The sequence below is a fragment of the Streptomyces sp. NPDC001373 genome (assembly GCF_042895815.1).
GTDB lineage: Bacteria > Actinomycetota > Actinomycetes > Streptomycetales > Streptomycetaceae > Streptomyces.
On record NZ_JBIAWQ010000005.1, the window covers coordinates 309,290 to 325,774 of the forward strand.

General features: G+C 75.6%; 16 protein-coding genes. 7 read left to right on the top strand and 9 right to left on the bottom strand.

What is annotated here, in order from left to right; genetic code table 11:
• Positions 1 to 220 precede the first annotated feature (220 nt).
• Positions 221 to 2,290 (top strand): SpoIIE family protein phosphatase, encoded by a 2,070-nt coding sequence (locus ACFY15_RS14705; protein WP_390686837.1) that lies wholly within the window; start codon positions 221 to 223, stop codon positions 2,288 to 2,290.
• Here ACFY15_RS14705 and ACFY15_RS14710 read toward each other — a convergent pair.
• From ACFY15_RS14710 to ACFY15_RS14750, 9 genes are all read right to left on the bottom strand, one after another.
• On the bottom strand, positions 2,287 to 2,910 hold the full coding sequence (locus tag ACFY15_RS14710; protein ID WP_390686838.1) for a hypothetical protein: 624 nt from the start codon (positions 2,908 to 2,910) through the stop codon (positions 2,287 to 2,289). The two genes, ACFY15_RS14705 and ACFY15_RS14710, sit on opposite strands and share 4 nt — an antisense overlap.
• Positions 2,907 to 4,253, bottom strand: a complete 1,347-nt coding sequence (locus ACFY15_RS14715; RefSeq protein ID WP_390686839.1) for a DUF58 domain-containing protein — start codon at positions 4,251 to 4,253, stop codon at positions 2,907 to 2,909. The genes ACFY15_RS14710 and ACFY15_RS14715 overlap by 4 nt, the downstream gene beginning before the upstream one ends.
• Positions 4,250 to 5,257: an AAA family ATPase gene (locus ACFY15_RS14720; RefSeq protein WP_390686840.1), complete on the bottom strand. Its 1,008-nt coding sequence runs from the start codon at positions 5,255 to 5,257 to the stop codon at positions 4,250 to 4,252. The genes ACFY15_RS14715 and ACFY15_RS14720 overlap by 4 nt, the downstream gene beginning before the upstream one ends.
• A 62-nt stretch (positions 5,258 to 5,319) precedes the next feature.
• Positions 5,320 to 5,856: a hypothetical protein gene (locus ACFY15_RS14725; RefSeq protein ID WP_390686841.1), complete on the bottom strand. Its 537-nt coding sequence runs from the start codon at positions 5,854 to 5,856 to the stop codon at positions 5,320 to 5,322.
• Positions 5,853 to 6,842 carry a DUF4129 domain-containing protein gene (locus ACFY15_RS14730; RefSeq protein WP_390686842.1) on the bottom strand — a complete coding sequence of 330 codons (990 nt, stop codon included), beginning with the start codon at positions 6,840 to 6,842 and terminating at the stop codon, positions 5,853 to 5,855. The genes ACFY15_RS14725 and ACFY15_RS14730 overlap by 4 nt, the downstream gene beginning before the upstream one ends.
• A gap of 185 nt (positions 6,843 to 7,027) precedes the next feature.
• The gene (locus tag ACFY15_RS14735; protein WP_390686843.1) at positions 7,028 to 7,654 is read right to left on the bottom strand and encodes a DUF305 domain-containing protein; all 627 of its coding nucleotides are present in this window, start codon (positions 7,652 to 7,654) and stop codon (positions 7,028 to 7,030) included.
• Between the two features lie 70 nt (positions 7,655 to 7,724).
• Positions 7,725 to 8,237: a DUF6153 family protein gene (locus tag ACFY15_RS14740; protein ID WP_390686844.1), complete on the bottom strand. Its 513-nt coding sequence runs from the start codon at positions 8,235 to 8,237 to the stop codon at positions 7,725 to 7,727.
• Between the two features lie 64 nt (positions 8,238 to 8,301).
• Positions 8,302 to 9,339: an NUDIX domain-containing protein gene (locus ACFY15_RS14745; RefSeq protein WP_390686845.1), complete on the bottom strand. Its 1,038-nt coding sequence runs from the start codon at positions 9,337 to 9,339 to the stop codon at positions 8,302 to 8,304.
• 90 nt (positions 9,340 to 9,429) lie between these two features.
• Positions 9,430 to 10,053 (bottom strand): LysE/ArgO family amino acid transporter, encoded by a 624-nt coding sequence (locus tag ACFY15_RS14750; protein ID WP_390686846.1) that lies wholly within the window; start codon positions 10,051 to 10,053, stop codon positions 9,430 to 9,432.
• Between the two features lie 69 nt (positions 10,054 to 10,122).
• Here ACFY15_RS14750 and ACFY15_RS14755 point away from each other — a divergent pair, with 69 nt between their 5' ends.
• From ACFY15_RS14755 to ACFY15_RS14780, 6 genes are all read left to right on the top strand, one after another.
• A complete protein-coding gene (locus ACFY15_RS14755; protein ID WP_390686847.1) occupies positions 10,123 to 11,073 on the top strand; it encodes a LysR family transcriptional regulator ArgP in 951 nt (316 codons plus the stop codon).
• A 194-nt stretch (positions 11,074 to 11,267) separates the two neighbouring features.
• Positions 11,268 to 13,172 (top strand): serine/threonine-protein kinase, encoded by a 1,905-nt coding sequence (locus tag ACFY15_RS14760; RefSeq protein ID WP_390825595.1) that lies wholly within the window; start codon positions 11,268 to 11,270, stop codon positions 13,170 to 13,172.
• Positions 13,173 to 13,204: 32 nt separating this feature from the next.
• Positions 13,205 to 13,597, top strand: coding sequence for a molybdopterin-binding protein (locus tag ACFY15_RS14765; protein ID WP_390686848.1), 393 nt, complete (start codon positions 13,205 to 13,207; stop codon positions 13,595 to 13,597).
• A gap of 72 nt (positions 13,598 to 13,669) precedes the next feature.
• Entirely contained in the window at positions 13,670 to 14,752 is a 1,083-nt protein-coding gene (corA, locus tag ACFY15_RS14770; RefSeq protein ID WP_390686849.1) for a magnesium/cobalt transporter CorA, read from the top strand.
• A 199-nt stretch (positions 14,753 to 14,951) separates the two neighbouring features.
• Entirely contained in the window at positions 14,952 to 15,782 is an 831-nt protein-coding gene (locus ACFY15_RS14775; RefSeq protein ID WP_390686850.1) for a chitosanase, read from the top strand.
• A 157-nt stretch (positions 15,783 to 15,939) separates the two neighbouring features.
• Positions 15,940 to 16,293 (top strand): DUF805 domain-containing protein, encoded by a 354-nt coding sequence (locus ACFY15_RS14780; protein WP_390686851.1) that lies wholly within the window; start codon positions 15,940 to 15,942, stop codon positions 16,291 to 16,293.
• The last annotated feature ends 192 nt before the right edge of the window (positions 16,294 to 16,485 follow it).

The following is a 16,485-nucleotide window of genomic DNA, read 5'->3' on the forward strand; positions in this document are numbered from 1 at the left end:
CCTTCGACGCTACTCCGGCGCGTTTGCCCGTACCGCCCCCGGGCAGACGCGGACGTGCCGCCCCGTGGTCCCGTACGCGGGGCGGACCACACCACCGGGGCCGGGAGGCGGCCCGGTGCGGGGCGGCGGACGATGGAGTGACAGCGGAGGCTCCCGCAGGTCCGTTCGGGTGAACGGTGGCCGGCGGGACGACGGGCGCGGTGTGTGGGGTGCGTGCCGGATGAACGAGGACACCCGGGTCGACGACCTGATCGGCAGCGCGGCGCAGGCCGCCGGCGGCTGGCTGGGCTCCCTGCCTGTGGCGCTGGTGGCCACCAGCGCCACGGGGACGATCGTGCGCTGGAACCAGGTCGCGCAGGAACTGCTCGGCTACGCCCCGCCGCAGATGCTCGGCCACAACATCGCCGACCTCCTCCACCCCGGATCCGACCGCAGCCTGGGCCGAGCCCTGTGGGAGACCGCGGCCACCGGCCGGGGCGTGATGGGAACGGTGACCGCCTGGCACCGCGACGGACACCCGATGGAGCTGGAGATCTGGGCCTCGCCCGTGGCCGACCGGCAGGGGCACGGTGCCGCCACGGTGCTGGTCTTCGCCGCCGAGGCCCCCGCCGCACGGCGCATCCGGGGCTCTTCGGCGGTCTGGGACGGCCTGTTCGCCCGTTCGCCCGTCGGCATCGCCATCCTCGACACCCAGCTGAGGTTCCTCCAGGTCAACGCCGCCCTCGAGGCCATGAACGGGCTGCCCGAGTCGGCCCATGTGGGCCGCCGCCTCGCCGAGATCCTCCCCACGGTCAACGCCCGCGACATGGAGGACGCCATGCTCCAGGTCCTGGAGACCGGCGAACCGGTCCTGGACCGGCGCCGCGTCGGACGGACCCCGGCCGAACCGGACCACGACCGGGTCTGGTCCTGCTCCTACGTCCGGGTGGAGGACCCCGCCCACATGCCCATCGGGGTCATCGCCTCCCTCGTGGACATCACCGAGCAGCAGCGCGACCACGTCGAGGCGGAGGCGGGCCGGCGCCGGCTCGCCCTGCTCAGCGAGGCCAGCATCCGGATGGGCTCCAGCCTGGACCTGGAGCGCACCGCGCAGGAACTCGCCGACCTCGCCGTCCCCCGCCTCGCCGACGCCGTCACCGTCGACGTCCTCGACGCGCTGGCCCGCGGGGACGAGCCCGGCATGGGCCTCACCGGCGGTGTGGCCCTGCGGCGGCTGGGCCGGGCCCCGCTCGGCGGATCCCGGTTGACGGACATCCTCGCCCCCCTCGGCCGGACCCTCGCGTTCCCCGCGACCGCCCCCTACACGCAGGCCCTCTCCGGCCGGCAGCCCTTCCTCGTGGCCACCGTCGACGAACAGTCCATCGCCGCCGCCGCCCGGCACACGGCCAAGCCCGCGCAACTGCTCCAGGCGGGGGTGCACTCCTTCGTGATGGCCCCCCTCGTGGCCCGGGACCGGGTCCTCGGCGTCGCCAGCTTCTACCGCCTCCGCCCGCTCGGCCCCTTCGGCGCCGAGGACGTCACCCTCGCCGCCGAACTCGCCGGCCGCGCGGCCCTCAGCATCGACAACGCCCGCCTCTACCACCGCGAGCACGAGACCGCCGTCATCCTCCAGCGCAGCATGCTGCCCCAGCACATCACCCCGCCCGCCGGCATCTCCGTCAGCCACCGCTACCTGCCGGCGAGCGACGTCAACGAGGTCGGCGGGGACTGGTACGACGTGCTGCCCCTGGCCGGCGGCAAGGCCGGGCTGCTGATCGGCGACGTCATGGGCCACGGCATCGGCGCCGCCGCCGTCATGGGCCGGCTGTCCGCCTCCGTACGCGCCCTCGCCCGCCTGGACCTGCCGCCCGTACGGCTGCTGCACCAGCTGGAGGCCGCCCTCGCCGACCTCGCCGAGCCGATGCTGGTCACCTTCCTGTACGTGGTCGTCGACCCCGCCGTCGGCCGCTGCACCGTCACCCGGGCCGGCCACCCGCCGCCCGCCCTCGCCCTCCCCGACGGCAGCGTCCGGATCCTCCACACGCCGCCCGGCGTCCCCCTCGGGGTCGGGGGCATCGCCTTCACCCCCACCGAGGTCGAGGTGCCCCCGGGCAGCATCCTCGTCCTCTACACCGACGGCCTGATCGAAGCGCGCGGCAGCGACCTCGACGAACGGCTGGCCGAGCTCACCCAGCTGCTCGCGGACCCCCAGCGCCGGCTGGACCACGTGTGCGACTCGCTGATCACCCACCTGGTCCCGGCCGCGGCGGACGACGACATCGCCCTCCTCGTCGCACGGGTCGGCAGCTAGGCCGTGTCCTTCGGACCGTGCCGCCGACCGGCCGGGCGGCGGGTGAGCAGGGCCAGTACCAGGCAGGCCGCGGTGGCGGCGACGGCGAGTGCGGCGGGGAGCCGGGCGTACGAGGTGTGCGCGACCGGGGCCTGGGCGGCGAGCAGGACCACCGCGCTCGCGGCGGCGGCCGCCAGGGCGGGTGCCGCCCGCGGCAGGCCGGGCGGTGCGGTGGCGCCGCCGGTCCACGCGTCGGTGACGAGGAGGTAGGCGGGCAGCAGGGCAGCCATGCAGACGACCAGCCAGACCGGGGGGCCGGTGGCCGCCCCTACCGCGATCGCCGCGGCCGGCAGCACGGTCGTCCTGCGGCGGGCCGCGACGGCCCGCCGGCCCATGGAGGTCAGGACGGGGCGTGCGTCGACCATCGGCGAGGCCCACCACGCGGCCGCCGCCCCGAGCACCAGCAGGCCGGCCGACAGCGGTGCGTGCAGGGCGGCCGGCGGGTCGCAGGCGGCGACCGCGAGGGCCGTTCCGAGCAGCCGGTCGGTGATCCGCGAGGTGAGACGTCCCAGGAGCCGGGCGCCCCGGCCGTCGGCGGAACGCGGGCCCGCCGGGGCGGACCGGGCGGGGGCCGGGGTCATCGGGTCCCTCCGCGGACGCGGGTCCGCAGCAGCGGCGCCAGGGCGAGGTCGAGGGTCTCGCCGGGCCGGTGGGCGACGACCGCGATGCCGCGTTCGACCAGCGCGAAGCGCATGGCCGCGCGGTCGGCCCGCCACAGCCGCAGCGCGAGCTCCCCCTCGGTGTCGCCGGGTTCCACGACCGGGTCGCCGGTGGGGACCTCGACCACGACCACCGGGTTGGCCCGCCTGCGCACCTGGTGCAGGACGTCGAGGATCCGCTGGTCGGCCAGCGGTGTGACGACGTACACCAGGGCCCCGTCGGGCAGTGCGGGCGGAGGGAGCGGGCCGAGGCCCTCCGAGCGGTGGGCGAGGTCCTTGCGGACGTCCAGCACGCTCTCGGCGATGCGGTGGAAGTACCCCTGGCCGCTGCCCGGCCGCAGCCAGCGGGTGGCTCCGCCGACCGACACGACGCCGACTCGGTCGTGGGTGCGCAGGTAGGCGCGGACCAGCCCGGCGGCGGCCCGGAAGGTCTCGTCGAGCGAGGACGTGCCGGTGACCGGGTCGACCACGTCCGCGAGCGCGTCCAGCAGCACCACGGTGTCGGCGGCGGACTCCGCCGCGAACCGGTGGACCTGCAGGGCGCCGCGGCGGGTGGTGGCCGGCCAGTGGATCCGGCGCTGCCGTTCGCCCTGCACGTACGGGTGCACTCCGGTGACCTCGACGCCCTCGCCGCGCTGCGCCGCGGTGTGCTCGCCGAGACGCTGCGGCAGCCGGACCGGGATGGGCGTGAGGCCGGCGTGTCCGGGCACCGGGAAGACGGAGATCTCACCGAGGTCGGCCCGCACGGTGAGCCGGCCCAGGCCGCCGCGGTCGTAGACGTCGACGTCAACCGTGCCGAGCGTCCAGCGGCCCCAGCGCTGCGCCGTGAGGACGAGCTCGACGTGGTGCGGGCCGACCGCCAGGTGGTCGAGCCGGACCCCGTGACCGAGGGTGACACCGGGGTCGAGGCGGCCCGCCTCCCCGTCGTGGGCCACCTCGATCCGCACCGTCACCCGCTCGCCCTCGAAGCACCGCCGCGGCTCCACCCCGGCCTCGGCCGTCACCGCCTGCGGGCGCGGCCCGCCCGGCAGCGCGAGGGCGAGCAGCACCAAGGGCGCGGCGGCGAGGGCCAGCACCCAGGGGCGCCCGCTGACCAGGGCGGCGGCCAGCGCGACGGCGGCCAGCGTGCCCAGTCGCAGCGCGCGTTCGCCGGCGCGCCGTCTGGGCGGGGGCGGCGGCGGGGGTCCGGCCGCCACGTCCTGGCGGCCGTCCAGGGCCCGTCGGACGGCGGCCGCGGCCCGGCGCGCCGACGCCGGCTCCCTCACGATGCGGCCGGGGTGCGCGGCAGGGTCTGCGGGGCGGGCACGGACCGGACGATCTCGCGGATCACGTCGTCCCCGTCGATCTGCCGGACCCACAGCTCCGGCTTGAGGGTGACGCGGTGGGCGAGGGCCGGCACCGCCACGGACTTGACGTCCTCCGGGGTCGCGTAGTCCCGCAGCTCCAGTACGGCGCGGGCGCGGGCGAGCTGCACCAGGGCCAGTCCGCCGCGCGGGGAGGCGCCGACCTGCACGTGCGGGTGGTCCCGGGTGGCACCGACGAGGGCGACGGCGTACTCCAGCAGGTCGTCGTCCACCTCGACGCGCTCGACGGCGGCCCGCATGGCCAGGACCTCGCCCGGTCCGCTGAGCGCGCGCAGCACGGCCTCGGGCGCCGCCCGGTCGATCCGTGCGCGCAGCATGCCGGCTTCCTGGGAGGCCGTGAGATAGCCCATCCGCACCCGCAGCAGGAACCGGTCGAGCTGGGCCTCCGGCAGGGAGTACGTGCCCTCGTACTCGATCGGGTTGGCGGTGGCGATGACCACGAAGGGCTCCGGCAGCGGCCGGGTGCTGCCGTCCACGGACACCTGGGACTCGGCCATCGCCTCCAGCAGCGCGGCCTGGGTCTTGGGCGGAGTGCGGTTGATCTCGTCGGCGAGCAGCAGATGGGTGAAGACCGGTCCCGGCCGGAAGACCATGTCGGCGGTCCGCCGGTCGTAGAACGGGGCGCCGGTGACGTCGGAGGGCAGCAGGTCGGGGGTGAACTGGACGCGGGAGAAGTCCAGGCCGAGGGTGGTGGCGAAGGAGCGGGCCAGCAGGGTCTTCCCGAGCCCCGGCAGGTCCTCGATGAGGACGTGGCCCCCGGCGAGCACGCCGAGCATGACCAGCGCCAGCGGTTCCGCCGTGCCGATCACGGCCGTGCGGATCTCGTCGAGTACGGTCGCGGCCCGCTCGCCCGCCTGTCGGGGCGTCAGGACGGCGTGGTCGGAGACGGGTTGCGGGCTGGTCACGATCGGATCCTCACGGGCGGGGTCGGGTGTGCGGGACGCTGGGCCGGCTGCGGCGGCGCCGGTCACAGGGCTTCGAGGCGGTCGAGCAGGGAGCGCAGGACGGGCTCGGCCAGGGTGGGCCGCGGGGTGGGCGCCCCGGGGTCGATCCACGGCCAGAGCTCGGCGCCGACCAGCTCCCGGGCTCGCCGCGGGTCGCGGTGCATCTCCACGCCGTGCCGTTCGGCCAGCCGGGCCGCGAACAGCCGCTGCAGCCGGGGCCGCATGACGGTGTGCAGGTGCTCCTCGCCGTCGTCCCCGAGGGTGTCCGCCACGATGCGCCGCCACCGGCCGAGCTCCGGGGCCCGGCCGTCCAGCAGGCGCACCGGCTTGCGGTATCCGTCGTCTTGGGCGCCGCCGCCCGCGGCGTAGCGCCCCAGGACGAGCGCGACCGAGGTGATGAGGGCGGCGCCGGTGGCCGCCGGGGCGGCACCGTCGGTCAGGGCGAGCAGCACTTCGGCCGCGACGGCGACGGTCGCCAGTACGGCCAGCGAGTGCCGTACCGAACCGGGCTCCCGCAGCAGGGATCCGGCCAGGCCGCGGATCCGTGTGCACGCCTTCATCCGGCACCCGCCCCGGCTCCGGCTCCGGCGCCGCGCGCCGGCGGGTGCAGGCCCTGCGCGATCTCGCCGAGCGCTGCCGCCGCCCGGTCGCGGTGACCGTCGTGCATCGGGTGCGTGGAGTAGCGGGCCTCGCGGAACAGGGCGGTGAGCTCGGCGGCGGCCGCCCCCGCGGGCAGGCCGCCGTCGAGGGCCCGCTCCAGGAGGTCCTGGGGGCTGTCCGAGGCGCGCCGCGCCACGCCCGAGTCGGCGAGGGACTCCTCCATGGCCAGGTAGCAGGCGATGACGGCCGCGCGGACGTCGGTTCCGTCCAGCAGGGCGCGGCGCCCGGAGTCCACGGCCCGGGACAGCTGGTCCTGGCCGGCGTCGGGCGTCGCGTACGTCGCCGGTGCCCCGGGCACCGGCGGGCGGGTCAGGTACCGCCACAGGCGGAGCGCGGCGAGTACGAGGGCCACGGCGAGCACGGCGATGCCGACACCGAGCAGGACGTGCGTCAGCCCCACGTGCGCGTCCTGCGCACCGGGTGCGGCCTGCGGCGGCGGTGGCGGTGGCGTGGGCACCGGGTCCTGCTGCGGGAGGGCGGGCGGCAAGGGCCCGCCGCTGCCCCCCGAGCCGCTGCCGGACGAACCGAACCGGTGCAGGACCACGATGAGCAGCGGGAGGACCAGCGGTGCGGCCAGCAGTACGCCGCGCACGCCGTCCACCAGCCGCTGTTCCACCGGGCCGAGCACCGGGTGGGGTCCAAGCTGCTCCAGGTACTTCCCGCGCAGTGCGATGCCGCAGAGGAGCGACAGCAGGGCGAGGCCGAGCACGAGGAGGGGGTTGCCGCCGAGCGGCCCGCGGCCCTCGGCCGACAGACCCGCGTCGGGGTGCAGCAGCAGCGCTCCCGCGGCGGCTCCGCCCACGAGGAGGACGCCCAGCGCCGCCCGTGCGCCGCCGGTCGTTCCGCGCCGCCGTCCCCCGCCGGACGCACGCTCCCGCCCCACCATCGTCCCCTCCCCCGGAGAGCGACAGCCTCGCACACCGGTTGTCAGTGATCAATAAGGTCAACTGCTGTTCAGGGGGCTGTCGGTGCCGCCGTATCCGCCGCGGCGGCCTGCCGGCGGCGGCACGCCGGAGGCCCCCGGCGCCCCGGACGGGGGCGGCGCCGGGGGCCTCCGGTCGGCGGCCGGGGTCAGTTCTTGCCGAGGAGGCCGTTCATCCGGGTGATCTCGGCGCTCTGGGAGCCGATGATCGAGGCGGCCATGTCCTTGGCGGGCCGGTACCTGCCGTCCGTCTGCTCCGTCCTGGCCATGGCGACGGCGCCCTCGTGGTGCTTGACCATCAGCTGGAGGAACGCGGTGTCGAAGGCCTTGCCGGAGGCCTTCGACAGCTGGTCCATCTCCTCGCCCGTCATCATCCCGGACATGGAGTGGCCCGCGTGCCCGCCGCCCTCCGCGGGCACCTGCTCGCCCCAGGCGGCCAGCCAGCCGGACAGGGTCCGGATCTCCGGGTCCTGGGCCTTCTCGATCTCGCCGGCGAGCGCCTTGACCTCGGCCGACTCGGCGCGGGTCGCGGCCAGGCCGGCCATCTCCAGGGCCTGGCGGTGGTGCGGGATCATCCCCTGGGCGAAGGCGGTGTCGGCCGCGTTGTTCGCGCCCGAGCCCTGGGCCGTGCCCGAGGGGGCGGCGGAGGCCTCGTGGCCGCCGCCGTGTTCGGAGGTGTTGCCGGAGGTCCCGCCGCAGGCGGCGAGGACGAGGGCGGCGGTCGCGGCCGCGGCGAGCGCGGTGATGCGGCGGATCGGGGGACGCTTGGCGTACATGGTGGTGCTCCTCCTGTGCTGGGACGTGCGGGAACGGCTCGGCCGGCGGGAAGTGCCGGCGAGGGACGCCCTATACGCGCAGGAGCTGGAGTTCGCTGAGGGAGGGGGGCGCGCGCCCGTGCGCCGTCGACCCGGGCGGCGCCGCGTGGGCGGCCGCCGCCGCGGCGGGGGCACCGCCGGGGGCCGGGGCGGGGGCGGGCAGGACCGGTGCCCCGCTGGTGCCGGAGGCCGCGCAGGTGGGGTCGGCGTGCTGGGCGTGCCCGTCGCTGCCGCCGTGGGCGGGGTCGCCCGCGCGGGTGCATCCGCAGTCGTCCGCCGTTCGGTCCCGGATCGGTCCGGTCTCCGCCGGTCCGGTCTCCGCCGGTCCGGTCCGCGCCGCGTGGGTGCGGGCGGCCCCGGCGTGGGTGGCGGCGGCGTGGGCGGCGGCGGCCTCGGCGTGGGCCGCGGCCGCCGTGCGGGGGCCGGGGAGTCCGCCCGGACCCAGGCCGTGCATGGCCACCAGGCCGGTGAGGACGGCCAGGACGAGCAGCGGGAGGGCGGCCGGCCCGCAGGGCCTCCCCGTTCCTCCCGCTCGTGTCCTCATGCCGGGCATCGTATGCGACCGCTCCGGCATACCCGAAAGGGGTAGGGGGTATGTGGCGGCCTGCTCAGACCGGCCGGCCCCGGTGCAGCTCCAGCGGCCCGCCGCCCTCGGCGAGGGCCTTCAGGCAGGCCGTGATCTGCCGCCGCAGATGGGGCTTGACCAGCCCGCGCAGCTCGCCGCGGCGCGCGGTCCGCCACTCCAGCAGCTCGCCGGGCGCCAGCCGGATCCGGGCCAGGGAGGCCGCGTCGAGCACCCCGCCGTCGTAGAGGAAGCGCACCCGCGCGGGGCAGCCCGGCCGGTGGGACCAGTTGACGGCCAGGAGCCGGCCGGGGGCCAGGTCCAGGCCGATCTCCTCACGGACCTCCCGTGCGGCGGCCGCCCGGGGGGTCTCCCCGAGGTCGCTGTCCACCCCGCCGCCGGGCAGCAGCCAGCGGCCCGGCTCTCCGTAGCCGGGGCGGACCAGCAGGATGCCGCCGTCCCCGTCGGTGAACAGCACGTTCGCCGCGGTGAGGGCCTTGGGGCGGGCGGCCAGGTGGGCCGCGGCGTCGTAGCCGCCCGCGTGCTCCCGGGCCGCGCGGTCCGCCGGGTCGAGCCCGGCCGGGGAACCGGGCTGCGGGACGCCGTCGACGAGGTGCGCCAGGGAGCCCGCGTGCAGCGCGGCCAGCGCGGCGGCGAGCCGCGGCGCGAGCCGGGCGGACAGCTGCCGCACCGCCTCCCCGGGCGGGAGCCAGCGGGCCTCGGAGACCTCGCCGTCCGGGAAGGAGAGCGCCCCGGCCCGTTCGGCGGAGAGCGGCCCCACCAGGTACACGTGGACCACGAGCGAGCGCCCGAGCGCCCCGGGCGGGCAGGAGTCCACGGCGAGCAGCCGGCCGACCGGCACGGACAGGTCCAGCTCCTCCTTCAGCTCGCGGGCCAGCCCCTCCTCAGGGGTCTCGGTGTCCTCCACCGTGCCGCCCGGCAGTTCCAGGCCGTCCTTGTAGGAAGGGGTCAGTACGAGGACCCGCCCCTCCGCGTCCAGGACGATCCCGGTGGCGGCGACCAGCGGGGAGTGCTGGGCGGCGTAATAGGCGCGCACGGCCTCGGGCGACGGTCGGTCGGGCACGGCGGCGGCTCCTGGACTTGCGGGGTCGGGCGGCGGGCGGCGGGGGCGCGGCGGGCACCGCGCACCGTTACCGCTGCCCGCCCGCCGGCCTCAGGCCCGGGCGAGCAGCATGCCGCCCATCGTCACCATGGTCGCCGCCACCACCCCGTCCAGCACCCGCCAGGCCCCCGGTTTCGCGAGCAGGCCGCTCAGCAGCCGTGCCCCGTAGCCCAGGGTGGAGAACCAGGTCAGGCTGGCCAGCCCGGCCCCGATCCCGAAGGCCCAGCGCAGGTCCCCCCGGTCGGCGGCGAGCGAGCCCAGCAGCAGGACGGTGTCCAGGTAGACGTGCGGGTTCAGCCAGGTCATGGCCAGGCAGGTCAGCACGGCCGCGCGGGCGGAGCCGGAGGCGGCGCCCTCGGCCGTCAGGGCCGCGCCCGGGGCCGGGCGCAGCACCCGACGCGCGGCGAGGATCCCGTAGCAGACGAGGAATCCGCCCCCGGCGACGCCGACGGCCGTCAGGGCGGCCGGCCAGGCCGTGACGAAGGCGCCGACGCCGGCCACCCCCAGGGCGATGAGGACCGCGTCGGACACGGCGCAGATGGCGACCACCCACAGGACGGCGTGCCGGCGCGCCCCCTGCCGGAGGACGAAGGCGTTCTGCGCGCCGATGGCGACGATGAGGGACAGACCGGTGCCGAAGCCGGCCAGGAGTGCTGCGGTGATGCCGTTGTTCATGACTCCGACCGTAGGCAGCGCGCGCCTCTCGGTACAGCTAAAGATTTTTACGTACCCTTAGCGTTCGTGATGGAAGAGCTTCCCCTCGACCAGGTGCGGACCCTGCTCGCGGTCGTGGACGAGGGCACCTTCGACGCGGCCGCCACGGCCCTGCACGTGACGCCCTCCGCCGTCAGCCAGCGGGTCAAGGCCCTGGAGCAGCGCACCGGGCGGGTCCTGCTGATGCGCACCAAACCGGTGAGGGTCACCGAGTCCGGCGAGGTGGTGGTCCGCTTCGCCCGCCAGCTGGCCCGGCTGGAGCGGGACGCGCGGGCCGAGCTCGGGATGGGGACGGCGGACGGCCAGGGGCCCGTCCGGCTGCCGATAGCGGTGAACGCCGACTCGCTGTCCACCTGGTTCCTGCCCGTGCTCTCCCGGGTCCCGCAGGACCCGCCCGTCTGCTTCGAGCTGTACCGGGAGGACGAGTCCCACACCACGGCGCTGCTGCGCGAGGGCCAGGTGATGGCCGCCGTCACCTCCTCCCCGGACCCCGTGGCGGGCTGCACCGTACGGGCCCTGGGCCTGGCCCGCTACCTGCCCGTGGCCGGCCCCGGCTTCGCCGCCCGCCACCTGGCCGGGGACCCCGCGCGGGACCTGCGGGAGGCGCCAACCATCGTCTTCGACCGTCGCGACGACCTCCAGGACGCCTTCGTCCGCTCGCTGACCGGGGACGGCACGGGCGCATCGGCCGTCCGCCACCAGGTGCCGACCTCGGAGGGCTTCCGCGACGCGGTGGCCGCCGGACTGGGCTGGGGGCTGGTGCCCGAACCGCAGGCCGAGCCCCTGCTGCGCGCCGGGGCCCTCGTACGCCTCACGCCCGGGCGGACGCTGGACGTACCGCTGTACTGGCAGCAGTGGAAGCTGGACTCGCCCGCGCTGGCGGTGGTGGCCCGGCTGGTCGCCGAGACCGCCCGCGCGGCGCTCCTGCCGCCGGGGCGGCCCGGACCCGGCGGGCCCGCCGCCGGGGACCGCTCCCGCTGACCGCCCCGGGGCGGCGGCCGGCACCCTCCTCCTCGGCCGCCGCTACGAGGACGCCGGGACCCGTCCGCCCCGGGAGGACCACCGCCTGGACGCGCTCCGCCGACCGGGTGAACCCTGGTGTGATCATGCCTCTACGCTTGGCTCCGGCAGGCCGTCGACGGACGGCCGGTGAGGGAACGGAGCGGGCGGTGCCGGTGCCATCGGAGCAGGCGAACGACGGGGACCTGGTCGGCCGGGCGCTCGGGGGGCGCTACCGGGTGACCGCGGTCGTCGGCCGCGGCGGCATGGGCGTGGTCGCTCGGGCGGTCGACGAACTGCTCGGCCGGGAGGTCGCCGTCAAGCTGCTGCGGGCCTACACCGACGCCAGCCCCGCCGAACTGGCCGACCTGCGCACCCGGATGCAGCGGGAGGCGCAGGCCGCCGCGCGCATCCGGCACACCGGCGTGGTCACCGTGCACGACGTGACCGAGGAGCAGGGGCTCCCGGTCATCGTGATGGAACTCGTCGACGGCCCCTCGCTCGACGCGGTCGTCGAACGGCAGGGCGCGCTGGACCCGATCGAGGCCGCCGCGATCGGCGCCCGGCTGATGGACGCCCTCGGCGCCGCCCACCGGGCCGGCGTCCTGCACCGGGACGTCAAGCCGGGCAACGTGCTGCTGGAGCGGGGCGGCCGGGTCGTCCTCACCGACTTCGGCATCGCCAGCATGCAGGCCCCCGACGACGAGGAACTGGCGAAGCTCACCCGCAGCGGCGAGATCGTCGGCTCCCTGGACTACCTGCCGCCGGAGCGGGCCCAGGGCCGGGAGCCCGGCCCGGCCTCGGACATCTGGTCGCTGGGGATGACCCTGTACGCGGCGGTGGAGGGGGTCTCTCCGTTCCGCCGGACCTCGGTGTGGTCGACGCTGTCCGCCATCGTCGCCGAACCCCTGCCCCAGGCACGGCGGGCGGGACCGCTCGGGCCGGTGCTCCAGGCGCTGATGGCGAAGGAGCCGGAGGCCCGGCCGACCGCGGAGCAGGCGCGGGCGATGCTGGAGACGGTGGCGGCAGGGGCCGGTGGGGCCGATGGGTTTGCGGCGGCCGGTGGGTTCGCGGCGGCCGGTGGCGGCGGGGCCGCTGGTGCCGGCGCCGCAGGGGCGCACCCCGGGCAGCCGGGCGCGACCGGGGTCCCGGGGCCGGGTGGGACGGGGCCGTATCCCGTCGGTCCGGGTGCGGCAGCGGCTGCCGCGCCGGGTGCGGCCGGGCCGCAGCCTCCGCTCGTCGGGCTCGGGCCGACGCCCACGGCGCCGTCGCCCGCGGCGGCCGCCTACGGACCCGCCGCAGCGCCCGCCTACGGCCCCGGCCCCGGCGGCGGGCCCGGGGCCGGGCCCGCCGCCGGGGCGCCCGCCGGGTTCGGACCCCCGCCGGGTGCCGCGGACGCCGGTCCCGGCGCTGCGGGATCGTTTCCGCACCCGTCCCACGCCCCGTCCCCCTACGCCCCGTTCCCCGCGCAGGGCGGTCCGGCGGGGCAGCCCCCGGCCGCCGCGGGGGCCCCGCCCGCTCCCCGGTCGCGGCGCGGGCCCCGGGCGGCGATCGCCGTCGCCGTGGTCGCCGTACTCGCCGCCGGAGGCGTCGCGTACGCCCTGACCTCCTCGGGCGGCGGCAAGAAGTCGCACACCACGGCCACGCCGCCGACCGCCGCCGCGTCTCCGGCGACCGGTGACCTTCCGGTCCCGGCGAGCCCGGGTCCGTCCCCGTCCCGGACCGGCCCCTCCGCCACGCCCTCGAAGAAGGCCGGCACGGCGTCCCCCTCCGCGTCGGCCTCCTCGGCCGCCGCCAAGCCGGGCCCCGTGCCGACGGGCTGCGCCGGCTGGACCCACAAGGACCCCAAGCCCGGCACCTACGGCTACATATCCGGCGACCACCACCTCCTGGCCGCCCCCTACCAGCAGTGCGCCCAGGGCTCCCTGGTCAAGAGCGGCACGAAGCTCTGGTACCACTGCTACATCGTCAACTCCTACGGGAACCAGTGGACGTTCGTGCGCGTGGACGGCACCAACCAGACCGGCTGGCTCTACAACCGCGACCTCACCGGCCAGAAGGGCTCGTCCCCCGCGTGTTAACCCCCCACCGCCCCCCGGCCTAAGCTGCGCCCATGGAGTCCTACACCATCGGCCAGGCGGCCCGGCTGCTCGGCGTCAGCGTCGACACGGCCCGACGCTGGGCCGACGCCGAGCGCTTCCCCACCCGCCGCGAGGGCACCCGCCGCATGGTCGACGGCCCGGACCTGGCCGCGTTCTGCGTGGAGGCCGCGCAGGAGGGGACCGAGGGGGAGGAGACCCCGCACACCTCGGCGCGCAACGCCTTCCCGGGCATCGTCACCGGGGTGAAGCTCGGCACCGTCGACGCCCAGGTGGAGATCCAGGCCGGGCCGCACCGCATCGTCTCCCTGCTGACCCGGGAGGCGGTGGAGGAGCTGGGCCTGGAGGTGGGCTCGCGGGCCACGGCGCGGGTGAAGTCGACCAGCGTCTTCGTCGACCGGGCCTGACCTCCGGGGGCCCTTCGGCGAGGCGGTGGCAGACTGGCCGCTGATCCGCCGAAGGGAAGTACGTCCTTGTCCATGTTCAGCAACCTGCGCCGGGCCGTGCGCCGCGGCTACCGGCGGGCCGTCGACCTCAGCCACCCGGCCCGCTCCCCGCTCGGCAGCGCCGTGGTCAACTGCGTGGTCTACCAGGACGGCATCCGCCAGGACGGCTGCGCCGAGGTCGAGGAGGCGCTGCGCCGGGTCCGCAAGAGCGGCGAGGGCTTCGTCTGGATCGGCCTGCACGAACCCTCCCAGCTGGAGCTCGCCGGGCTCGCCGAGCTGCTCGGCCTGCACCCGCTGGCCGTCGAGGATGCCGTCCACGCCCACCAGCGCCCGAAGGTGGAGCGTTACGACGACACGCTCTTCGCCGTCTTCAAGACCGTCCGCTACGTGGAGCACGAGGAGTTGACGGCGACCAGCGAGGTGGTGGAGACCGGCGAGCTGATGGCCTTCGTCGGCGAGGACTTCGTCATCACCATCCGGCACGGCGGCCACGGCACGCTCGGACCGGTCCGCGAGGCGCTGGAGGACGAGCCGGAACAGCTGGCGAAGGGTCCGGCGGCCGTCCTGCACGCCATGGCGGACCACGTGGTCGACGACTACGTGGCCGTCACCGACGCGGTGCAGAGCGACATGGACGCCGTGGAGACGGCCGTGTTCAGCGAGCACGGCGGACGCGGCGACGCGGGCCGGATCTACCAGCTCAAGCGCGAACTGCTCGAACTGCGAAGGGCGGTGGCCCCGCTGGGGCGGCCGCTGGAACACCTCGCCACGCAGCCGATACCCGTGATCCCAGCTGAGGTCCGGGCGTACTTCCGCGACGTGGCCGACCACCTGACCCGCGCCACGGAGCAGATCTCGGCGTACGACGGGCTCCTCGACTCGATCCTCCAGGCGCACCTGGCGCAGGTGACGGTCGCCCAGAACGAGGACATGCGCAAGATCACGGCGTGGGCCGCGATCGTGGCCGTGCCGACGATGGTGTGCGGCGTGTACGGAATGAACTTCGACCACATGCCGGAACTGCACTGGACCTACGGCTATCCGGCGGTCCTCGTGGTCATGGCGGTGGCCTGCTACGTCATCCACCGGGGCTTCCGCCGCAACGGCTGGCTCTGACCACGGTGCCGGGCCCGGCACGCCCGGCGGCCCGTCGGCCGGTCCGGGGCCGTTCCCGCAGGGCGTCCGGCCGGTTCGGCCGCAGTGCGGACCGGCGGCTTCCGGAGGTGGCTTCCGCAGGGGTGTTCTCTACCGCCCATATCTGGTAGGAAAGTTTCCTAACGGAACAGGAAAGGCTCAACCCCCTTACGGAGGCCTCGTGTTCACGACCCCCCGCACCCCCCTGGCCATTGGCCTGCTCCTCGGTGCCACCCTCCTCGCCACCCCGGCCGCAGCCCAGCCCGCGCCCGCGCCGCCCGCGCCCGTCGCCGTCCGCGCGGCGGCCGGCCTCGACGACCCGGCGAAGAAGGAGATCGCCATGCAGATCGTCTCCAGTGCCGAGAACTCCTCCCTCGACTGGAAGGCGCAGTACAAGTACATCGAGGACATAGGCGACGGCCGCGGCTACACCGCCGGCATCATCGGCTTCTGCTCCGGTACCGGCGACATGCTCGACCTCGTCGAGTACTACACGCAGGTCAAGCCCGGCAACGTGCTCGCCAAGTACCTCCCCGCCCTGCGCAGGGTCAACGGCGGCGACTCCCATGCCGGCCTCGACCCGAACTTCACCAAGGACTGGGCGAAGGCCGCCCAGGACGCCGAGTTCAAGAAGGCCCAGGACCACGAGCGCGACCGGGTCTACTTCGGCCCCGCCGTCAAGCAGGGCAAGTCCGACGGCGTCGGCACCCTCGGCCAGTTCGCCTATTACGACGCCATCGTCATGCACGGCGACGGCGGCGATGTCACCAGCTTCCGCAACATCCGCAAGCGGGCTCTTTCCAAGGCCAAGCCCCCGGCCCAGGGCGGAAACGAGACCGCTTGGCTGAACGCCTTCCTCGACGCCCGCGTCTGGGCGATGAAGCAGGAGGAGGCGCACAGCGACACCAGCCGCGTCGACACCGCCCAGCGGGTCTTCCTCAAGAAGGGCAACCTCAACCTGAACACCCCGCTCGACTGGAAGGTCTACGGGGACTCGTACCACATCGGCTGACCCCGGCCCGCGAGCGACCCAACTGCCCCTGAAAACAGGGGTGCTGTCCTAATCCAGATGGCTCGAAGTGGCTTGAGCGCGTCGCCGCGGGGGCATAACCCCGGCCCGGCCCCGTTTTCAGGGGAGGGGCCGCAGGTTCCGTCCCAAGGGGGGACTCGTGAACTACTACCTCGACGTCATCAAGCGGTACGCGGACTTCCAGGGCCGCGCCCGCCGCCAGGAGTACTGGATGTTCCTCCTGTGGAACATCCCGATCGTCATCGTCCTCACGGTCATCGACTTCGCGCTCGGCAGCTACCCGGTGATCAGCTGGATCTACACCCTCGCCGTGTTCCTTCCCTCCCTGGGGCTCACGGTCCGCCGGCTGCACGACACCGGGAAGTCGGGGTGGTGGTACCTGATCAGCCTCATCCCCTTCATCGGCTTCGTCTGGATCATCATCCTGATGGCCACCGAGGGTGACGCCGGGCCGAACGTCTACGGCGCGAACCCCAAGCAGATCGGCGCCTGACCGCACCTCCCGGCACCCCGCGCTCCGCAGCGCCGTCACCGGCTCGTCGCAGCCGGTGACGGCGCTTTCGCGTGCGGGGTGACACGCGTCTCGCCCGGGTTGCGGCAGGGGGCTGTCCGGACCGGCCCGATCACGAGATATCTTGATGTCGAGCAATGTTGCAGACGAGAGACGCAGACTGTGGAGCGGAGC